The following is a 16,882-nucleotide window of genomic DNA, read 5'->3' as shown; positions in this document are numbered from 1 at the left end:
CGACAGGAATCTAATCATGGCAAAACCTGCTGCTCGTCCTCGTAAGAAAATCAAAAAGACGGTGGTTGATGGCATCGCCCACATCCACGCGTCTTTCAACAACACCATCATCACCATCACCGACCGTCAGGGCAACGCGTTGTCCTGGGCTACTTCCGGTGGTTCCGGCTTCCGCGGCTCGCGTAAGAGCACGCCGTTCGCTGCCCAGGTCGCTGCCGAGCGCGCTGGCCAGGCTGCGCTGGAATACGGTCTGAAGAACCTCGACGTCAACGTCAAGGGACCAGGCCCGGGTCGTGAATCTGCTGTTCGTGCTTTGAACGGCTGTGGTTATAAAATCGCCAGCATCACCGACGTGACGCCAATCCCGCACAACGGGTGCCGTCCGCCGAAGAAGCGCCGCGTGTAATCAGGAGACAGTGAGAAATGGCTCGTTATATTGGTCCCAAGTGCAAACTGTCTCGTCGTGAAGGCACCGATCTCTTTCTGAAGAGTGGTGTACGCGCGCTCGAATCGAAGTGCAACATCGAAACCCCCCCAGGTGTGCATGGTCAGCGTCGTGGACGTCTGTCCGATTACGGTACTCAACTGCGTGAAAAGCAGAAGGTCCGTCGTATCTATGGTGTGCTTGAGCGCCAGTTCAGCGGTTACTACAAGGAAGCTGCCAGCCGTAAGGGCGCTACCGGCGAAAACCTGCTGCAACTGCTGGAATGCCGTCTGGATAACGTGGTTTACCGCATGGGCTTCGGCTCTACTCGTGCCGAGTCGCGTCAGCTGGTGTCCCACAAGGCAATCAGCGTCAATGGCAAGACCGTGAACGTGCCTTCCTACCAAGTGAAGGCCGGTGACGTCGTTGCCGTTCGTGAAAAATGCCGTAACCAGCTGCGTATCGCCCAAGCCCTGGAACTGTGCGCACAGCGCGGTCGCGTTGAATGGGTCGAAGTAGATGCCGACAAGAAATCCGGTGTTTTCAAGAGTGTTCCGGCTCGCAGTGATCTGTCCGCCGACATCAACGAAAACCTGATTGTCGAGCTCTACTCCAAGTAAGGGCTAGAAAATAGGTGTATCCATGCAGATTTCGGTAAATGAGTTCCTGACCCCCCGCCATATCGATGTGCAGGTGGTCAGTCCGACCCGTGCCAAGATCACCCTCGAGCCTCTCGAGCGTGGTTTCGGTCATACCCTGGGCAACGCGCTGCGTCGTATTCTGTTGTCCTCCATGCCCGGCTGCGCTGTGGTCGAGGCTGAGATCGACGGTGTGCTCCACGAGTACAGCGCTATCGAGGGCGTGCAGGAAGATGTCATCGAAATCCTGCTGAACCTCAAAGGTATCGCCATCAAGCTGCACGGCCGTGATGAAGTGACCTTGAGCCTGGTGAAGAAGGGCGCGGGCGCTGTTACCGCTGCCGATATCCAGCTGGATCACGATGTCGAAATCGTCAATGGCGATCACCTGATCGCCAATCTGGCGGCTAATGGCTCGATCAACATGAAGCTGAAGGTCGCTCGCGGCCGTGGCTACGAGCCGGCTGACGCGCGTCAGAGCGATGAAGATGAAAGCCGTAGCATCGGCCGTCTTCAGCTCGACGCTACCTTCAGCCCGGTTCGTCGCGTCGCTTATGTTGTCGAAAACGCTCGTGTTGAGCAGCGTACCAACTTGGACAAGCTGGTCATCGACCTGGAAACCAACGGAACCCTGGACCCTGAAGAGGCGATCCGTCGTGCCGCGACCATTCTGCAGCAGCAGCTGGCCGCGTTCGTCGACCTCAAGGGTGACAGTGAGCCGGTCGTGGTTGAGCAGGAAGACGAGATCGATCCGATCCTGCTGCGTCCGGTTGATGACCTGGAGCTGACCGTGCGTTCGGCCAACTGCCTCAAGGCAGAAAACATCTACTACATCGGTGACCTGATTCAGCGTACCGAAGTCGAGCTGTTGAAAACGCCGAACCTGGGTAAGAAGTCTCTGACTGAAATCAAAGACGTTCTTGCCTCCCGTGGTCTGTCCCTTGGCATGCGCCTCGATAATTGGCCGCCGGCTAGTCTCAAGAAGGACGATAAGGCTACGGCCTGATCGCCTACAGTCACCGAACTGATCGTTTGGTAAGGAATTTCAATCATGCGTCATCGTAAAAGTGGCCGTCATCTCAGCCGCACAAGCGCTCACCGTAAGGCGATGTTTCAGAACATGGCGGTGTCGCTGTTCGAGCACGAACTGATCAAGACAACCCTGCCGAAAGCCAAAGAACTGCGTCGCGTTGCCGAGCCGCTGATCACCCTGGCCAAGGAAGACAGCGTCGCTAACCGTCGTCTGGCTTTTGACCGCACTCGCTCCAAGGCGATCGTCGGCAAGCTGTTCAATGATCTGGGCCCGCGCTATGCCACTCGTCAAGGTGGTTACCTGCGCATTCTCAAGTGCGGCTTCCGCGCTGGAGACAACGCCCCTATGGCTTACGTCGAGCTGGTTGACCGTCCGGTTACTGGCGAAGTGGAAGCCGCCGAGTAACTTCGGCAGCTGTAGAAAAAAACCGAGTCTCAGGACTCGGTTTTTTTATGTCTGCAAAGTCGCTTGTGATATGTGCGGCGTTCACCATTGACGTTGAAGGCGCGTCTGGCGCACCGGGGCAGGCGCCCAGCCGCGGCCACCCTGGGGCGATCTGCCCCAGTTGTCGTCTCTCTTTACCCTGCGCCGCGATTTTGCTTGCGGACGCTGCAGTTCCCTCGCAGCAGGGCTACTCGTGCGGATTGTTCAGCGGCTCGTCGCTTTCGTTTCCAGGCGGCAGCAGACGGTCTGCCTCAGCGGGATCAATGGTCGTCAGGCTGCCGTCAGCGGTCGCCAGCAGCACGGCCTCCAGCATTTCGCGGACATTGTTGCGTAGCATGCCGACTGATTTCTGGCCGCGACTGTTCAGACCGGTGATTTCTACCAGGATGCTGCCTCCCAGAGGACCTGCCTCGCCGGCAGCCAATCGCTCGCTTCCGAGCAGACCGTAGGCGTTGCGTGCGATTCCCGGATCACCGCCGCCGCGGCGGATATCGCCGTTGGGGCGTTCGTAATAGTAGTTGGTGATCTCCATGAAACCGAGCTGTTGTGAGCGCTGTTTCATCACGATGGCCATTTGCTTGGAAAGCGCGACGGCTTCCGGTGCTACATCCGGGTGAGTCGGCCAGGTGATTGAGCCGGTGACCTGGCGTCCTGGGCGGTTAACCTCGGGGTCGACGTCGTCGAGCACGACTGCGGGGTTTTGGTTGTGCACGTCCACCATCCAGATCGGTTGGTAACGGTCGTAGATACCCCGTACCGCCACGGCTTCGGGGACCGGGTTCTGTCCTGGGTTGAAGTGGCGCTCAGCCGCCAGGCCAGGGTTGCAGCGTATCTGGGTGCTCTGGCTCCAGTCGGTCCAGTGATAGCGGTTGATGTCATAGCTCCACTGGCGCTGCCCGTCGGCGCCGGTATAGGCGGTCACGTTGGCGCCCAGACGCTGATCGAGCTTGGCGGGATCCAGTGTTCCGTCGGCGCGCAGGCAGTCAGCGCTGGTTTGTGGCGCGGTGAAGTCCATGTTGCCGCGGCTGAATCGCTCCGCTCCGTCCGGGTTGACTCTCGGTACGATCAGGACCTGCAGGTTGTCCAGCACCTGACGCGACAGGGCTCCACCTGATGCGAGTCGTTGTATCAGGTTGACCGCCGCTTCGGTGCCGTGGGGCTCATTGCCGTGCTGCTGGGTGATGATCATTACTGCGGGTTTTTCAGCATTGCCCAATCGCGCTAGCCAGATCGGACGGCCCTCGTTGCTGCTGCCGGCTTGTTCCAGCTGCAGTTTGTCTGGAAATCGTCGCCAGAGGCTGCTGAGCTGGTCGTATAGGTGTTGGTTGCTCATGAATGCTTCGAGGGAGACGTTTTGCTCGTCGGTGATCCATGGGCCGTTGGGTTGTGCCGCGGTGGCGAGGCCGGGCAGCAGGCCGACACCAGTCAGGCAAGCAGCAAGCACGATGCGCATCGGGATCTCTCCTTATGGGGTTAGGCGTTCCGCCCAACTGCCCGGCGGATGTGCTATTGACCCCGCTGCGCTTGCGATCGTTGCTGGAGCGGCGACTAAACCGCCGAGCGGTCTCGTTCCAATAAAGGCTTGAGGAAGTGGCCGGTGTGCGATTGCTTCACGGCTGCTACTTGCTCAGGTGTGCCGGTTGCGATGATCTGGCCGCCCTTGGAACCGCCCTCTGGACCAAGATCGACGATCCAGTCGGCGGTCTTGATAACATCGAGGTTGTGCTCAATGACCACCACGGTATTGCCATGGTCGCGCAGCCGATGCAGTACATCGAGCAGTTGCTGTATATCCGCGAAGTGCAGGCCGGTGGTCGGCTCGTCGAGGATATACAAGGTTTTGCCGGTATCACGCTTGGACAGCTCTCGCGACAGCTTGACCCGCTGGGCCTCGCCGCCCGAGAGTGTCGTCGCGCTCTGGCCGAGCTTGATGTAGGACAGTCCGACGTCCATCAGGGTCTGCAGCTTGCGCGCCACCGCCGGTACCGGGTCGAAGAAGTCACGTGCCTCCTCGATGGTCATGTCCAGCACTTCGGTAATGCTCTTGCCCTTGTACTTCACTTCCAGCGTTTCGCGGTTGTAGCGCTTGCCCTTGCAGACGTCGCAAGGCACGTAGATGTCCGGCAGGAAATGCATCTCCACCTTGATCACGCCGTCGCCCTGGCAGGCCTCGCAGCGCCCGCCCTTAACGTTGAAGGAAAAGCGTCCCGGGCCGTAGCCGCGCGAGCGCGCTTCCGGAACGCCGGCGAAGAGCTCGCGGATCGGCGTGAACAGGCCGGTGTAGGTGGCAGGATTGGAGCGGGGCGTGCGTCCGATCGGGCTCTGGTCGATGTCCACGACCTTGTCCAGGTGCTGCAAGCCGTCGAACGAGTCGTGGGCGGCCACTTCCAGGGTCGTCGCGCCGTTCAGGGCGGTGGCGGTGATCGGGAACAGCGTATTGTTGATCAAGGTCGACTTGCCGGAGCCTGACACACCGGTGATGCAGGTCAGCAGTCCGACGGGAATCTCTAGGTCGACGTTACGCAGGTTGTTGCCCCGCGCACCCTTGAGTTTGAGCAGTTTGGTCGCGTCACGCGGCGTGCGCTGTTCGGGATAGAGGATCTTCACTCGCCCGGAGAGATAGCCGCCGGTCACGGAGGCGGGGTTATTCATGACCTCGTCCGGCGTACCTTCCGCGACGATCTGGCCGCCGTGTACGCCAGCACCAGGGCCGATGTCGACGACGTAATCGGCCAGGCGAATCGCGTCTTCGTCGTGCTCGACCACGATCACGGTATTGCCGATGTCACGCAGGTGGCGCAGGGTGCCGAGCAGGCGTTCGTTATCGCGCTGGTGGAGGCCGATCGAAGGCTCGTCGAGGATGTACATGACGCCGACCAGGCCCGCGCCAATCTGGCTGGCGAGGCGAATGCGCTGCGCCTCACCGCCGGACAAGGTGTCGGCGCTGCGATCCAGCGTCAGATAGTCGAGGCCTACGTTGACCAGGAACTGCAGGCGTTCGCAGATTTCCTTGAGGATCTTGTCGGCAATCTCACCGCGACGCCCGGTAAGTGTCAGCGCGCCGAAGTAATCGGTGGCGTCGCCGATGGGCAGGCCGGTGACGGCCGGCAGGGTCTTGTCGCCGACCCAGACATGGCGGGCCTCACGGCGCAGTCGGGTGCCTCGGCATTCCGGGCAGGGTTGGGTGCTCAAATACTTGGCCAGCTCTTCGCGTACCGAGTTCGATTCGGTTTCACGGTAGCGGCGCTCGAGATTGGGGATGATGCCTTCGAAAGGGTGCGAGCGCTTGACGATGTCGCCGCGGTCGTTCAAGTAACGGAAGTCGACGTTTTCCTTGCCGCTGCCGCGCAGTACAACCTTCTGCTGTTCGGCGGGCAAAGCATCGAATGGCACATCCAGGCTGAAGCCGTAGTGCGAGGCAAGCGAGCCGAGCATTTGAAAGTAATAGACGTTGCGCCGATCCCAGCCGCGGATCGCGCCTTCGGCAAGCGTCAGCTCACCATTGACCAGGCGCTTGGCATCGAAAAACTGTTTGACCCCCAGGCCATCGCAGGTCGGGCAGGCGCCTGCCGGGTTGTTGAACGAAAACAGCTTGGGCTCGAGCTCGCTGATCGAATGCCCGCAGATCGGACAGGCGAAACGCGCCGAGAAGATCATTTCGTCGCTGTCGTCGTCCTCTTCCATCGAGGCGACCAGGGCGATGCCGTCGGCGAGCTTGAGCGCTGTTTCGAACGATTCGGCCAGGCGCTGTTGCAGGTCGCTGCGCACCTTGAAGCGATCCACCACCACATCGATCGAGTGCTTCTTTTGCTTGTCCAGCTTCGGCAGCTCATCGAGTTCGTAAAGCCGCCCGTTGACGCGTGCGCGGACGAAGCCCTGGGCGCGCAGTTCGTCGAACACCGCCAGGTGTTCACCCTTGCGCTCACGGATAACCGGTGCCAGCAGCATCAGTTTCCGGCCTTCCGGCAGCGCCAGCACCTGATCGACCATCTGGCTGACCGTCTGGGCTTCCAGTGGCGCGTCGTGATCAGGGCAGCGTGGCGTCCCGACCCGTGCGTAGAGAAGGCGCAGGTAATCGTAGATTTCGGTAATGGTGCCGACCGTCGAACGGGGGTTATGCGATGTCGACTTCTGCTCGATGGAAATGGCCGGGGACAGACCTTCGATGGTGTCGACGTCAGGCTTTTCCATCATCGACAGAAACTGTCGCGCATAGGCTGACAAGGACTCGACGTAGCGGCGCTGACCTTCGGCGTAGAGCGTGTCGAAGGCCAAGGAGGATTTGCCCGAGCCCGACAGACCGGTAATCACGATCAGCTTGTCGCGCGGCAGGGTGAGGTCGATGTTCTTCAGGTTGTGGGTACGAGCTCCACGAATAAGAATCTTGTCCAAAGCAGCCTCGCGTGGCGGGCGGAAACCCGAAATTATACGGCCAGGGGCGTCACTGCGGCAAAGTGGCTAACCTGTGCCGAGCAGGGGATGACTGGTAGAATCGCCGCCGGTTCATTCAAGCGAGACCTCACATGCATGATCCCTACAGCGAGCGCATGAGCGCCGCAGAAACCCGTGCTGCCTCCGGACTGGCGCTGGTTTTCGCGTTTCGCATGCTCGGTATGTTCATGGTCCTGCCGGTCCTGGCGACCTACGGCCTGGAGCTGAAAGGGGCGACACCGGCACTGATTGGTCTCGCTATCGGTGCCTATGGTTTGACCCAGGCCGTGCTACAAATTCCGTTCGGCATACTCTCTGATCGTATCGGCCGGTTGCCGGTGATCTACTTCGGCTTGCTGATCTTTGCGGCGGGTGCGGCGCTGGCGGCATCAGCCGATTCAATATGGGGCGTCATTGCCGGGCGGGTGCTGCAGGGCGGCGGTGCCATCTCGGCGGCCGTGATGGCCCTGCTTTCGGACCTCACTCGCGAGCAGCATCGCACCAAGGCGATGGCGATGATCGGCATGAGCATCGGCGTGTCGTTCGCTGTGGCGATGGTCGTCGGGCCGCTGCTGACGCGCGCATTCGGGTTGTCCGGCCTGTTCTGGGTCACCGCCGGCATGGCGCTGCTGGGCATGGTAATCATCGCGCTATTGCCTCGTGCGCATCGGCATCTGCGGCATCGTGAGTCCGGCGTGGCGAGACAGGCGCTGGGCGCCACGGTGCGGCACCCGGATCTGCTGCGGCTCGATTTCAGCATCTTCGCGCTGCATGCGATTCTGATGGCGAGCTTCGTCGCGTTGCCGCTGGCGCTGGTCGATGAAGCCGGGTTGCCGAAGGACGAGCACTGGTGGGTCTACCTGACGGCCTTGGTCGTGGGCTTCTTCGGCATGGTGCCTTTCATCATCTACGGCGAGAAGAAACGCCAGATGAAGCGCGTGGTGCTCGGTGCCGTCGGCGTATTGATAGCGGCCGAGCTGTTCTTCTGGCTGTTCGGTAACCGGCTCTGGTCGCTGGTGGGCGGCATGATCGTGTTCTTCGTGGCGTTCAATCTGCTGGAGGCGTCGCTGCCGTCGTTGATCAGCAAGGTGGCACCGGCCGGCGGCAAAGGCACGGCGATGGGCATCTATTCGACTTGTCAGTTCCTCGGCTCCGGCCTGGGGGGCGTGATCGGCGGTTGGTTCTATCAGGTCGGTGGGCTGGGGCTGGTGTTCGCCGGTTGTGCGGTGCTGTGCGGGCTATGGCTGTTGCTGACCTGGGGCATGCGCGAGCCGCCCTACGTGACCGGTCTGAGGCTGCCATTGTCGGCCGACGCCGCGCGTAACCCCGCGCTGGTCGAGCGCATGCTGGCGGTTCCGGGGGTGTCGGATGCCGTGGTGATCGCCGAGGAATCGGCAGCCTACGTCAAGGTCGACATGCAGGTGCTCGATCGCGGCGCGCTCGATCGTCTGGTCGCCTGAGCCCCGGTAACGGGCTGGCGATACCCTTTACCGCTCCATTGTGTGAGGTTGCGCCGGTTGGCCGACCAGGGGCGGTAAGGTAAGATTAGCGGTCATTGGCTTTTCCCCGAGCGGGAAATTCTCTCCAGTGAGCCAACCCATTCATGCTTTTACGAAGGAGTTACCCATGGCCAGAGGGGTGAATAAAGTCATCTTGATCGGCAATGTCGGCGGCGACCCGGAAACCCGCTACATGCCCAATGGCAATGCGGTGACCAACATCACCCTGGCCACTACCGACAGCTGGAAGGACAAGCAGACCGGACAGCAGCAGGAGCGCACCGAGTGGCACCGTGTCGTGTTGTTCGGCAAGGTCGCCGAGATCGCTGGCGAGTACCTGCGCAAGGGTTCGCAGTGCTACATCGAAGGGCGTCTGCAGACCCGCGAGTGGGAAAAGGACGGCGTCAAGCGCTACACCACCGAGGTGGTTGTGGACATGGGCGGTACCATGCAGTTGTTGGGCGGCCGTGGTGGCAGCTCGGACGACGCCCCACGTCAGTCGCAGCCGCGTCCCCAGCGCGAGCCGCAGCAGTCTCGTCCGCAGTCCCAGCCGCAGCCAGCGCAGCAGCCCGCGCCGGACTACGACAGCTTCGACGACGACATTCCGTTCTAGAGTTCACTCAATGCGAATGCGCCTGATGCTGTTGGGCGGCGGCAATGCCCTGGGTCAGGCGCTGATCCGCCTCGGAGCCGAAGACGATATCGGCTTCATTGCGCCGCGCCCGCCCGAGCAGGGCTGGGACGCTCCCAGCCTGACCGACTTGCTCGATGAAAACCGTCCGGATCTGGTGATCAACCTCGCCTACTATTTCGACTGGTTCCAGAGTAGCCAGGTCGACGAGACCGTGTTGGTCCAGCAGGCGCGAGCGGTCGAGCGCCTGGCCGAGTTGTGCCAGCATCATCAACTCATCTTGCTGCAGCCGTCGAGCTATCGCGTCTTCGACGGTGCTCGTACCACCGCGTACAGCGAAAAGGACGACGTAGCGCCGCTCGATGCCCGCAGCCACGCGCTATGGCGCTTCGAGCAAAGCGTTCGCGCGCTTTGCCCACGCCATGTCCTGCTGCGTTTCGGTTGGCTGTTGGACGACAGTGCGGACGGGCTACTCGGGCGCTTTTTGCAACGTCTCGAACAGGACGAGGAGCTGTGTCTCGCCGATGACCGACGGGGCAACCCTACACCGGTCGAAGACGCCGCACGGGTCATTCTGGCTGTGCTCAAACAGCTGGATTGCCAGGCGCCGCTGTGGGGGACCTACCATTATGGTGGTCACGAGGCGTCCACGCCGCTGGTGGTGGGGCAGGCGCTGCAGGCCGAGGCAGCGCAGTATCGCTCGTTGCGGGTAGAGCGCCTGACACCTGTTGCGCATGCGGCCTGTTCGGACGCGGCGGACGAGCCTCAGCATGGCGTGCTGGCCTGCAAGAAGATATTCAATACCTTCGGCATCAAGCCGCGCGCTTGGCGCGCCGGGTTGCCGAGTCTGCTGGAGCGCTATTACCGTCATGGCTGATTCCCCAATCCTGATTACCGGCGGCGCGGGTTTCATCGGCTCGAACCTGGCCGATGCGTTGCTGGCAAAAGGCTATGCGGTGCGGGTGCTCGATAACTTTTCCAGCGGCAAGCGCAGCAATTTGGCGGGCGGTGATCGCCTGGAGGTGCTGGACGGCGATGTGGCCGATGCGGCCGCCGTGCGGCGGGCGGTTCAGGGCTGTCGGGCCGTGGTGCACTTGGCGGCCGTGGCCTCGGTGCAGGCGTCGGTCGACGACCCGGTCGGGACACATCAAAGCAACCTGATCGGCACGCTCAACCTTTGCGAGGCGATGCGCGCCGAAGGCGTGCGTCGGGTGGTGTTCGCCTCCAGTGCGGCGATCTACGGCAACAATGGTGAAGGCCAGGCGATCGACGAGGACACACCCAAGTCACCGCTGACGCCCTATGCGGTGGACAAGCTGGCCAGCGAGCACTACCTGGACTTCTATCGGCGCCAGCATGGGCTGGAGCCGGTGATCTTTCGGTTTTTCAATATCTTCGGGCCGCGGCAGGATCCGTCCTCTCCGTATTCCGGCGTTATCAGCATTTTTACCGAGTGCGCACGCAAAGGCCTGCCGATCACCGTTTTTGGCGATGGCGAGCAGACTCGTGACTTTCTGTATGTAGGCGATCTGGTCGACGTGCTAGTCCAGGCGTTGGACGCAACGGACGTTCGGGAGGGCGCGGTGAACGTGGGGCTCAATCGCGCCACGTCGCTGAATCAACTGCTCGAGGCGGTTGGCGAAGTGCTTGGCGGATTGCCAGAGGTACGTCATCAAGCCCCGCGACCGGGCGATATTCGCCACTCGCGTGCCAACAACGGGCGGCTATTGGAGCGTTATCGCTTGCCCGAGCCACCGACCAGCATGCGCGACGGGCTGGCGAAGCTGCTGGGGCTCTAGCGGTGCTGTGAATACAAAAGGCGCCATTGGCGCCTTTTGTTTGTCTGCGACGCGGCTGTGCCTAGGATGTCAGAACTTGTAGCCGAGGCCGACCATGTAGACGAAGGGGTCGACGTCGACGTCGACTTTCACCTTGGCTCCGGCAAAGTTTGTAGTGCCCGTGGTGTCGATATCGATATAGCGGACCTGGGCGTTGACCATCACGTTGTCGGTCAGCATGTAATCCATGCCAACTTGCGCAGCCAGTCCCCAAGAGTCTTTCATGTCCAGACCACTGAAGCCTTTACCCTCTGCTTCACTACTGAGTTTGTCATCGAAGAACCACGTGTAGTTGATACCCGCACCGACATAAGGTTGAAAAGCTGACTTGCTGTCGAGCGGGTAGTACACAACGCTAAGGGTCGGAGGCAGGTGTTTGAGCTCGCCCAGCTTGCCGTTTAAACCTGCGAAAGCGCCAGGCATTCCCGCTACGCCTACGTTGTGAGTGAAAGGGCTGGCGGCGAGCAGTTCGATGCCGATCTTGTCGGTCACCATATAAGCGAAGTTAAGGCCCAGTTGTGTGTCGCTGTCGAGGGTGGCCTTGGTTCCGGCAACGCTTGTTGCCAGCGCGCCCACGTAGATGTCGCCGCTGTCTTCGCGCGGATCAACCGTGATCGCACCAGCGCGAACGATGACATCACCCGCCTGATGGGCCTGGGCGAAGGGAGCGGCGAGGGCCACGGCCAGCACGGAAGCGGTAAACAGGGTCTTGCGCATAATGGAACTCCATCGAGACAGGTGTGTTGCGGTTGGCGCCATGTTAGGGCGCAGCGATGCCTCGATTTTGATCCAGCTCAACGAAACGCCCCGCGCCGCCTGGGCTGCGACGTATTGCCCGGGTTGCCTTTGCTTGCGGATGTAGATGATAATGTTTCTCTTTCGAGTTTGACCTTCGTCTGCAAGGATCCATGAATGCAAGCCTTTATTCCCCGCCTACTGGCGGCCGTCGTGTTGCCATGCTGTGTGCAGCTCCACGCAGCTCCGCTGGACGCCGCGCTGGACGAAAGCCAGCGATTGGCGGCTGAGGCGAAAGCCTCGCAAGCGCGTGTCGAGCAGCTCGACGACGCCAGCCGGCAGATGCTCAACGACTACCGCAGTGCGGTGCAGCAGGCAGAGGCGCTGAAGGCCTATAACGAACAGCTGACCGAACTGACCGCTGGCCAGCGCAAGGAACTTGCCGGTTTCCAGCGCCAGTTGGACAGCATCGAGCGCACCCAGCAAGCCGTTGCGCCGCAGATGGGGCGGATGATCGAGGTGCTCGAAGAATTCATCGCGGCTGACCTGCCGTTCCTGGCCGATGAAAGGGCTGATCGCCTGGCCGGCCTGCAGGACATGCAGGCCCGGGCGGACGTCAGCCTTGCCGAGAAATACCGCCGAATCCTCGAGGCCTACCAGATCGAGAGTGACTACGGCCGCACGCTGGAGGCCTGGCGCGGCGAGCTGCCCGTCGAGGGCGGCAGTCGCAGTGTCGAATTCCTGCGCCTGGGTCGCACCATGCTCTATTACCAGACCCTGGATGCCCACGAGAGCGGCTGGTGGAACCCGAAAACTCGTGCTTGGGAAGTGCTGGATGGCAGTGCCCGTCGGCCAATCACCAAAGCCATCGCCATCGCTCGTCAGCAACAGGCCCCGGCCTGGCTGGAGCTGCCAGTGAAGACCTTGGCCACGGAGGCTGCGCAATGAATCGTTTGTTGACCCTGTTGCTCATGGGGCTGCTGCCTGCGATGGTCCAGGCCGCTGAGCCACTGTCGCCGGAACAGTTGCTGCAACGGATTCGCAGTGAGCGCGCCGCGGAAGTGGATGCCATGCAGGCGCGTGAGCAGGCGTTCATCCAGAACCGCAGCGAGCAGGCGCAGCTGCTGGCGCGGGCCAATGCAGCACTTGAACAGCAGAAGGCCGAAGCCGAGCGCTTGAAGGCCGAGTTCGATCGCCAGGAGGCGGAGCTGGCCGAGCAGGAAAAATTGCTGGCGCAGCGGGTCGGCCATCTTGGCGAACTCTTCGGCGTGGTTCGCCAGAGTGCCGGCGACATTGCCGGACAGTGGCAGGACAGCTTGCTTAACGCCCAATACCCGGAGCGGCTCAAGCGGCTCAAGGCGTTGGCCGAAAGCCGGACGCTGCCGTCGGCGGACGATCTGGATGGCTTCTGGATGACCCTGCTCGAAGACCTCACGGCCAGCGGCCAGGTCGAGCGTGTCGCATTGCCGGTGGTCGATGCTGACGGCCAGCGCAGCGAACGATCGGTTCTGCGCGTCGGTAACTTCGCGGCGTTCACCGAAGACAGCTTCCTGCGCTATGACAGCGACGCCCGCGAGCTGCTGACCCCCAGCCGCCAACCTGACGGTATGGGCACGGTGGATGACTACCTGAGCAGTGACCAGGCCCTGGCTACCTTGCCGATCGATCCCACGCGCGGTTCGCTGTTGGCCCAGCTGCAGCGTCAACCACAGCTGTGGGACCGCGTCCAACAGGGAGGGCTGGTGGGCTGGGTGATTCTGGTTCTGGGTGCCATTGGCCTGTGCCTGGCCATCTGGCGCATGGTCTACCTGGCCCGTGTCGGGCGCGCGGTGAGCCGGCAGACCCGTGAGCTCAGCCAGCCGCGTGATGACAACCCGCTGGGGCGGATCATCGGCGTGCTGGGCCCCAAACCACAGCTGTCCGACCTGGAAACCCTGGAGCTCAAGCTCGACGAGGCCATTCTGCAAGAGACGCCGCCTCTCGAACGCGGTCAGCCGCTGCTCAAATTGCTCAGCGCCGTCGCCCCGCTGCTCGGCCTGCTGGGTACCGTGACCGGCATGATCGTGACCTTCCAGGCCATCACCCAAAGTGGCGGCGGCGATTCGCGGCTGATGGCCGATGGTATCTCCCAGGCGCTGGTGACTACCGTGCTGGGGCTGGTGGTGGCGATCCCGCTGCTGTTCCTGCACAGCCTGCTGGCCAGCCGCAGCAAGGCACTGATCCAGCTGCTCGAACAGCAGAGCGCCGGGTTGATCGCGCTGCACCTGTCGGGAACTCCACGCCGTGACTGATCTGCATGGCCAATGGCTGCGCCTGGTCGACAGTGCTTACTCGCTGCTCGACTTCATGGCGGCAGGCGGCGCGGTGATGTGGGCGCTGGCAGCCTTGTGCGTGCTCTATTGGACGCTGGTGTTCGAGCGCCTGTGGTTCATGCGCAGGGTGTTTCCACGCTGGGTTGAAAGCCGGCGCCGAGCCTGGGCTCAGCTGGGTCACCAGTCTGGGAACTGGCAGCGCGCCGTGCGAAGCGCCTGGCTGGCCCAGGCCCAGCAGCAGCTCGCCGGCCCCTTGCGGATGAGCAAGACCCTGGTGGCCATGTATCCGTTGCTCGGCCTGCTGGGCACGGTCAGCGGCATGATCGCGGTCTTCGATGTGCTGGCGCTCAACGGCACCGGCAATCCCCGCGGCATGGCCGCTGGCGTCTGGCAGGCGACCCTGCCGACCATGGCCGGCATGGTGCTGGCCATCACTGGACTGTTCAGCCTGGCGCGTCTCGAACGTATTTCGCGCCAGGCTCTCGACCGGCTGGCCGACCAGCTGCGTCACGATTGAGGATTACCGGATGCGCATGCGTCGTCACCACTACCAGCAGGAAGAAGACACCGGCATCGACCTGACACCGATGCTCGATGTGGTCTTCATCATGCTGATCTTCTTTATCGTCACCAGCTCCTTTATCAAGGAGTCGGGTGTCGAGGTTCAGCGGCCCCAGGCCGACACGGCCAGCGCCCAGGACAAGGGCAATATCCTGATCGCGGTGACTGCCGACGGCCAGGTCTGGATCGACAAGCAGGCCGTGGATGTGCGCAGCGTACGCGCACATGTCGAGCGCATGCGCGTCGACCAGCCCGACGGCGCCGTGGTGGTGCAGGCCGATCAGGACGCCCGAACCGGCCTGGTGGTTCAGGTCATGGATCAGGCGCGAATGGCCGGGGTTCAGGACGTAGCCCTTGCTGCCACGTCGGGAGCGCCATGATGGCGCGCGGACTGGCCCGGGTCGGGTTGTCCTTCGTCGCCGCCTGTGTGGTGGCGTTGCTGTTGTTCGCGCTGATGTTGAGCATGGTCAACCCGCCGCGTAGCGAGGTAACGGACGATCCGGTGGCCATCGCCAATTTCGTGCGGATGGATAGCCGTGACGAAAGTGCCGCGACACGCTCGCGGCAGCAGGCACCGCAACCGCCTCAGCCGAAGACACCGCAGCCGCCCACGCCGCCGACACCGAGCATGGCCAGCCCGACTGCCAACCTGCCCAAGCTCGACCTGCCTCTGCCGAAACTCGATATCGGTGTCTCAGTGGCCAGCGCGCCCGCGCCTAGTCTCGCCGGGCTGACGGCAGCGTCCGCCCCGGCAGCACCGCCTGCGCCAGCGGCCCCGTCGGCGGCCGAAACGGCGGGTCAGTCCGGCCCCGAGCAGGAAGTCATGCCGCTCAACGATGTGCGCCCGGAGTATCCCTATCGCGCACGTCAGCGCGGCATCGAGGGCCACATCAAGCTCGCCTTCACCATCACGGCTGCAGGCAAGGTCGAAAACATTCGCGTACTGGATGCCTCGCCGCCGAATGTCTTCGACCGTGAAGCACGCCGTGCCGCTGCTCGCTGGCGCTTTGCGCCGCGTACCGAAAACGGCTCGGCAGTGTCGCGCGAAGCCGTTAAAACCCTGCATTTCCGCCTGCAAGGAGAACGCTGACATGCCCCGTTTGCTGTTACTGATCTCGTTGTTGTTCGCTGTATCGGCTCATGCTGCCCAAAGCATCGACCCGTCGATTTTCAAGGCACTGGAGCGTGCGCAGAGTGCGCAGGAAAAAGGCGACTACGCTGCTGCACATCGTGCTTTGAAGCAGGTCGAGGCCAAGCCAGGTAGCGCAGAACAGGCTTTGCTATGGCGCAGTGAGGCCTATCTGGCCTGGGCCGAGGGTAACAGTCGGCAAGCGCTCGACTTGCTCGACAAGGCGATCGCCAGCGGCAAGCTGGACGAGGCGATGTTGCCGACAGAGCGGCTCAACCTGGCGAAACTCAATCTGATCGAGCGGCGCTACGCCAAGGTTGTCAGCCTGCTGGGCTCGCCAGCCCAGGCCAGCGAGGACGTGCTGCAGATGCTGGTGCAGGCTTACCAGGGGCTCGGGCAACACGCGAAGGCGCTGCCATTGGCTGAGCGCTATGTTCAGGCCAATCCCAACGCGGCCGACACCTGGTTGCAGTTTCTGGTCGCGGGCAACGCCGAGCTGAAGCGCTACGAGACTGCCGAGCGTTGGCAAAGACAGTTGCTAGCCCGTCATCCTGATCAGGTAAAACGCTGGCGCCAGTTGGCGAGTTTGCAGCAGATGGGCGGTGACGAGGACAAGGCGCTCGCGACCCTCCGTGCAGCGCATGCCAAAGGGCTGCGCTTCAGCGAGGCGGAGCTGGACAACCTGGTGCTCCTGGCAGGCGCGGCCGGCCAGCCCTGGCAAGGCGCGAAGCTGTTGCAAGGCATGCTGGAGTCGCGCCTTCTGCCCGGCGATGCCCAGCGGCGTGAGCGCTTGGGCATGCTCTGGTGGCAGGCACGCGAGCGCGCGGAAGCGGCACGGATCTACCGTGATCTGGCCCAGACGTCCGGAAGCGCCAAGCTCTGGATGAATGTCGCTCAGCTGGAGTTGGAGCAGGCCCGCTGGCAGGCCGGCCTCGAAGCGCTGAAGCAGGCCGAGCGCGCGGGTGCCGAGCGGCGCAAGGTTCGTTCCTGGCGCGAGTGGGCCCAAGGCGAGTTGAGCTTCGAGCGCCAGCGTCAGGTCGCCAGCACTCGCTGACAGGTTGGCGGAGCGACTCGGCAACTGACACCGCGCCTGGCTTTTGGGCGACTTTACACCTGCCAGCAGATTTGCACGGAACCCCGCCAAGGATGCGGGGTTTCGCGTCTATGCGCTCTGGTTGCCAGGCGTCTGGATGCCAGTTGCTGGCCG

Annotated in this window: 17 protein-coding genes; 14 read left to right on the top strand and 3 right to left on the bottom strand. The window is 62.4% G+C overall.

Features of this window, described 5'->3' with window-relative positions:
* Positions 1 to 16 precede the first annotated feature (16 nt).
* The 4 genes from rpsK to rplQ are packed head-to-tail and all read left to right on the top strand — an operon-like array spanning position 17 to position 2,500.
* The gene (gene rpsK, locus KVO92_RS22185; RefSeq protein WP_019339962.1) at positions 17 to 406 is read left to right on the top strand and encodes a 30S ribosomal protein S11; all 390 of its coding nucleotides are present in this window, start codon (positions 17 to 19) and stop codon (positions 404 to 406) included.
* Between the two features lie 17 nt (positions 407 to 423).
* Entirely contained in the window at positions 424 to 1,044 is a 621-nt protein-coding gene (gene rpsD / locus KVO92_RS22180) for a 30S ribosomal protein S4 (protein ID WP_217477751.1), read from the top strand.
* Positions 1,045 to 1,066: 22 nt separating this feature from the next.
* Positions 1,067 to 2,068, top strand: coding sequence for a DNA-directed RNA polymerase subunit alpha (locus KVO92_RS22175; protein ID WP_019339960.1), 1,002 nt, complete (start codon positions 1,067 to 1,069; stop codon positions 2,066 to 2,068).
* A gap of 45 nt (positions 2,069 to 2,113) precedes the next feature.
* Complete coding sequence (gene rplQ, locus KVO92_RS22170) at positions 2,114 to 2,500, top strand: 50S ribosomal protein L17 (RefSeq protein WP_019339959.1); 387 nt, start codon at positions 2,114 to 2,116, stop codon at positions 2,498 to 2,500.
* 226 nt (positions 2,501 to 2,726) lie between these two features.
* Here the strand turns inward: rplQ and KVO92_RS22165 are convergent, their stop codons facing one another.
* A complete protein-coding gene (locus KVO92_RS22165; protein ID WP_217477750.1) occupies positions 2,727 to 3,992 on the bottom strand; it encodes a M14 family zinc carboxypeptidase in 1,266 nt (421 codons plus the stop codon).
* Positions 3,993 to 4,087: 95 nt separating this feature from the next.
* The gene (gene uvrA, locus KVO92_RS22160) at positions 4,088 to 6,931 is read right to left on the bottom strand and encodes an excinuclease ABC subunit UvrA (protein WP_217477749.1); all 2,844 of its coding nucleotides are present in this window, start codon (positions 6,929 to 6,931) and stop codon (positions 4,088 to 4,090) included.
* A 131-nt stretch (positions 6,932 to 7,062) separates the two neighbouring features.
* Between uvrA and KVO92_RS22155 the strand changes: the two genes are divergently transcribed.
* The 4 genes from KVO92_RS22155 to KVO92_RS22140 all read left to right on the top strand — a co-directional run bounded on the left by KVO92_RS22155 (position 7,063) and on the right by KVO92_RS22140 (position 10,899).
* Positions 7,063 to 8,430, top strand: a complete 1,368-nt coding sequence (locus KVO92_RS22155; RefSeq protein ID WP_217477748.1) for an MFS transporter — start codon at positions 7,063 to 7,065, stop codon at positions 8,428 to 8,430.
* Positions 8,431 to 8,596: 166 nt separating this feature from the next.
* A complete protein-coding gene (locus KVO92_RS22150; protein ID WP_102852785.1) occupies positions 8,597 to 9,082 on the top strand; it encodes a single-stranded DNA-binding protein in 486 nt (161 codons plus the stop codon).
* Positions 9,083 to 9,092: 10 nt separating this feature from the next.
* On the top strand, positions 9,093 to 9,977 hold the full coding sequence (locus tag KVO92_RS22145) for a sugar nucleotide-binding protein (protein ID WP_217477747.1): 885 nt from the start codon (positions 9,093 to 9,095) through the stop codon (positions 9,975 to 9,977).
* Positions 9,970 to 10,899 (top strand): NAD-dependent epimerase/dehydratase family protein, encoded by a 930-nt coding sequence (locus KVO92_RS22140; protein WP_217477746.1) that lies wholly within the window; start codon positions 9,970 to 9,972, stop codon positions 10,897 to 10,899. The genes KVO92_RS22145 and KVO92_RS22140 overlap by 8 nt, the downstream gene beginning before the upstream one ends.
* A gap of 69 nt (positions 10,900 to 10,968) precedes the next feature.
* Here the strand turns inward: KVO92_RS22140 and KVO92_RS22135 are convergent, their stop codons facing one another.
* Positions 10,969 to 11,655, bottom strand: a complete 687-nt coding sequence (locus tag KVO92_RS22135) for an OmpW/AlkL family protein (protein ID WP_217477745.1) — start codon at positions 11,653 to 11,655, stop codon at positions 10,969 to 10,971.
* A gap of 195 nt (positions 11,656 to 11,850) precedes the next feature.
* Between KVO92_RS22135 and KVO92_RS22130 the strand changes: the two genes are divergently transcribed.
* Genes KVO92_RS22130 through KVO92_RS22105 form a run of 6 tightly spaced genes read left to right on the top strand, consistent with a single transcriptional unit; the run spans position 11,851 to position 16,729 of the window.
* A complete protein-coding gene (locus tag KVO92_RS22130) occupies positions 11,851 to 12,621 on the top strand; it encodes a DUF3450 domain-containing protein (RefSeq protein ID WP_217477744.1) in 771 nt (256 codons plus the stop codon).
* A complete protein-coding gene (locus KVO92_RS22125) occupies positions 12,618 to 13,964 on the top strand; it encodes a MotA/TolQ/ExbB proton channel family protein (RefSeq protein ID WP_217477743.1) in 1,347 nt (448 codons plus the stop codon). The genes KVO92_RS22130 and KVO92_RS22125 overlap by 4 nt, the downstream gene beginning before the upstream one ends.
* Positions 13,957 to 14,502: a MotA/TolQ/ExbB proton channel family protein gene (locus KVO92_RS22120; protein WP_217477742.1), complete on the top strand. Its 546-nt coding sequence runs from the start codon at positions 13,957 to 13,959 to the stop codon at positions 14,500 to 14,502. The genes KVO92_RS22125 and KVO92_RS22120 overlap by 8 nt, the downstream gene beginning before the upstream one ends.
* A gap of 10 nt (positions 14,503 to 14,512) precedes the next feature.
* Entirely contained in the window at positions 14,513 to 14,926 is a 414-nt protein-coding gene (locus KVO92_RS22115) for an ExbD/TolR family protein (RefSeq protein WP_217477741.1), read from the top strand.
* A complete protein-coding gene (locus KVO92_RS22110) occupies positions 14,926 to 15,636 on the top strand; it encodes an energy transducer TonB (protein ID WP_217477776.1) in 711 nt (236 codons plus the stop codon). Before KVO92_RS22115 ends, KVO92_RS22110 begins: the two co-directional genes overlap by 1 nt.
* Before the next feature lies 1 nt (position 15,637).
* A complete protein-coding gene (locus KVO92_RS22105; protein ID WP_217477740.1) occupies positions 15,638 to 16,729 on the top strand; it encodes a tetratricopeptide repeat protein in 1,092 nt (363 codons plus the stop codon).
* Positions 16,730 to 16,882: the final 153 nt, after the last annotated feature.

Origin of the sequence: Stutzerimonas stutzeri (assembly GCF_019090095.1) — a bacterium.
Lineage (GTDB): Bacteria > Pseudomonadota > Gammaproteobacteria > Pseudomonadales > Pseudomonadaceae > Stutzerimonas > Stutzerimonas stutzeri_AN.
Note: the sequence above shows the minus strand (reverse complement) of the source record. Positions and strands in the feature narration are given on the sequence as shown.

Coding starts and splice junctions, on each gene's coding strand:
- rpsK (WP_019339962.1), top strand. CDS start 17: ATGGCAAAACCTGCTGCTCGTCCTCGTAAGAAAATCAAAAAGACGGTG.
- rpsD (WP_217477751.1), top strand. CDS start 424: ATGGCTCGTTATATTGGTCCCAAGTGCAAACTGTCTCGTCGTGAAGGC.
- KVO92_RS22175 (WP_019339960.1), top strand. CDS start 1,067: ATGCAGATTTCGGTAAATGAGTTCCTGACCCCCCGCCATATCGATGTG.
- rplQ (WP_019339959.1), top strand. CDS start 2,114: ATGCGTCATCGTAAAAGTGGCCGTCATCTCAGCCGCACAAGCGCTCAC.
- KVO92_RS22165 (WP_217477750.1), bottom strand. CDS start 3,992: ATGCGCATCGTGCTTGCTGCTTGCCTGACTGGTGTCGGCCTGCTGCCC.
- KVO92_RS22155 (WP_217477748.1), top strand. CDS start 7,063: ATGCATGATCCCTACAGCGAGCGCATGAGCGCCGCAGAAACCCGTGCT.
- KVO92_RS22150 (WP_102852785.1), top strand. CDS start 8,597: ATGGCCAGAGGGGTGAATAAAGTCATCTTGATCGGCAATGTCGGCGGC.
- KVO92_RS22145 (WP_217477747.1), top strand. CDS start 9,093: ATGCGAATGCGCCTGATGCTGTTGGGCGGCGGCAATGCCCTGGGTCAG.
- KVO92_RS22140 (WP_217477746.1), top strand. CDS start 9,970: ATGGCTGATTCCCCAATCCTGATTACCGGCGGCGCGGGTTTCATCGGC.
- KVO92_RS22135 (WP_217477745.1), bottom strand. CDS start 11,655: ATGCGCAAGACCCTGTTTACCGCTTCCGTGCTGGCCGTGGCCCTCGCC.
- KVO92_RS22130 (WP_217477744.1), top strand. CDS start 11,851: ATGCAAGCCTTTATTCCCCGCCTACTGGCGGCCGTCGTGTTGCCATGC.
- KVO92_RS22125 (WP_217477743.1), top strand. CDS start 12,618: ATGAATCGTTTGTTGACCCTGTTGCTCATGGGGCTGCTGCCTGCGATG.
- KVO92_RS22115 (WP_217477741.1), top strand. CDS start 14,513: ATGCGCATGCGTCGTCACCACTACCAGCAGGAAGAAGACACCGGCATC.
- KVO92_RS22110 (WP_217477776.1), top strand. CDS start 14,926: ATGGCGCGCGGACTGGCCCGGGTCGGGTTGTCCTTCGTCGCCGCCTGT.
- KVO92_RS22105 (WP_217477740.1), top strand. CDS start 15,638: ATGCCCCGTTTGCTGTTACTGATCTCGTTGTTGTTCGCTGTATCGGCT.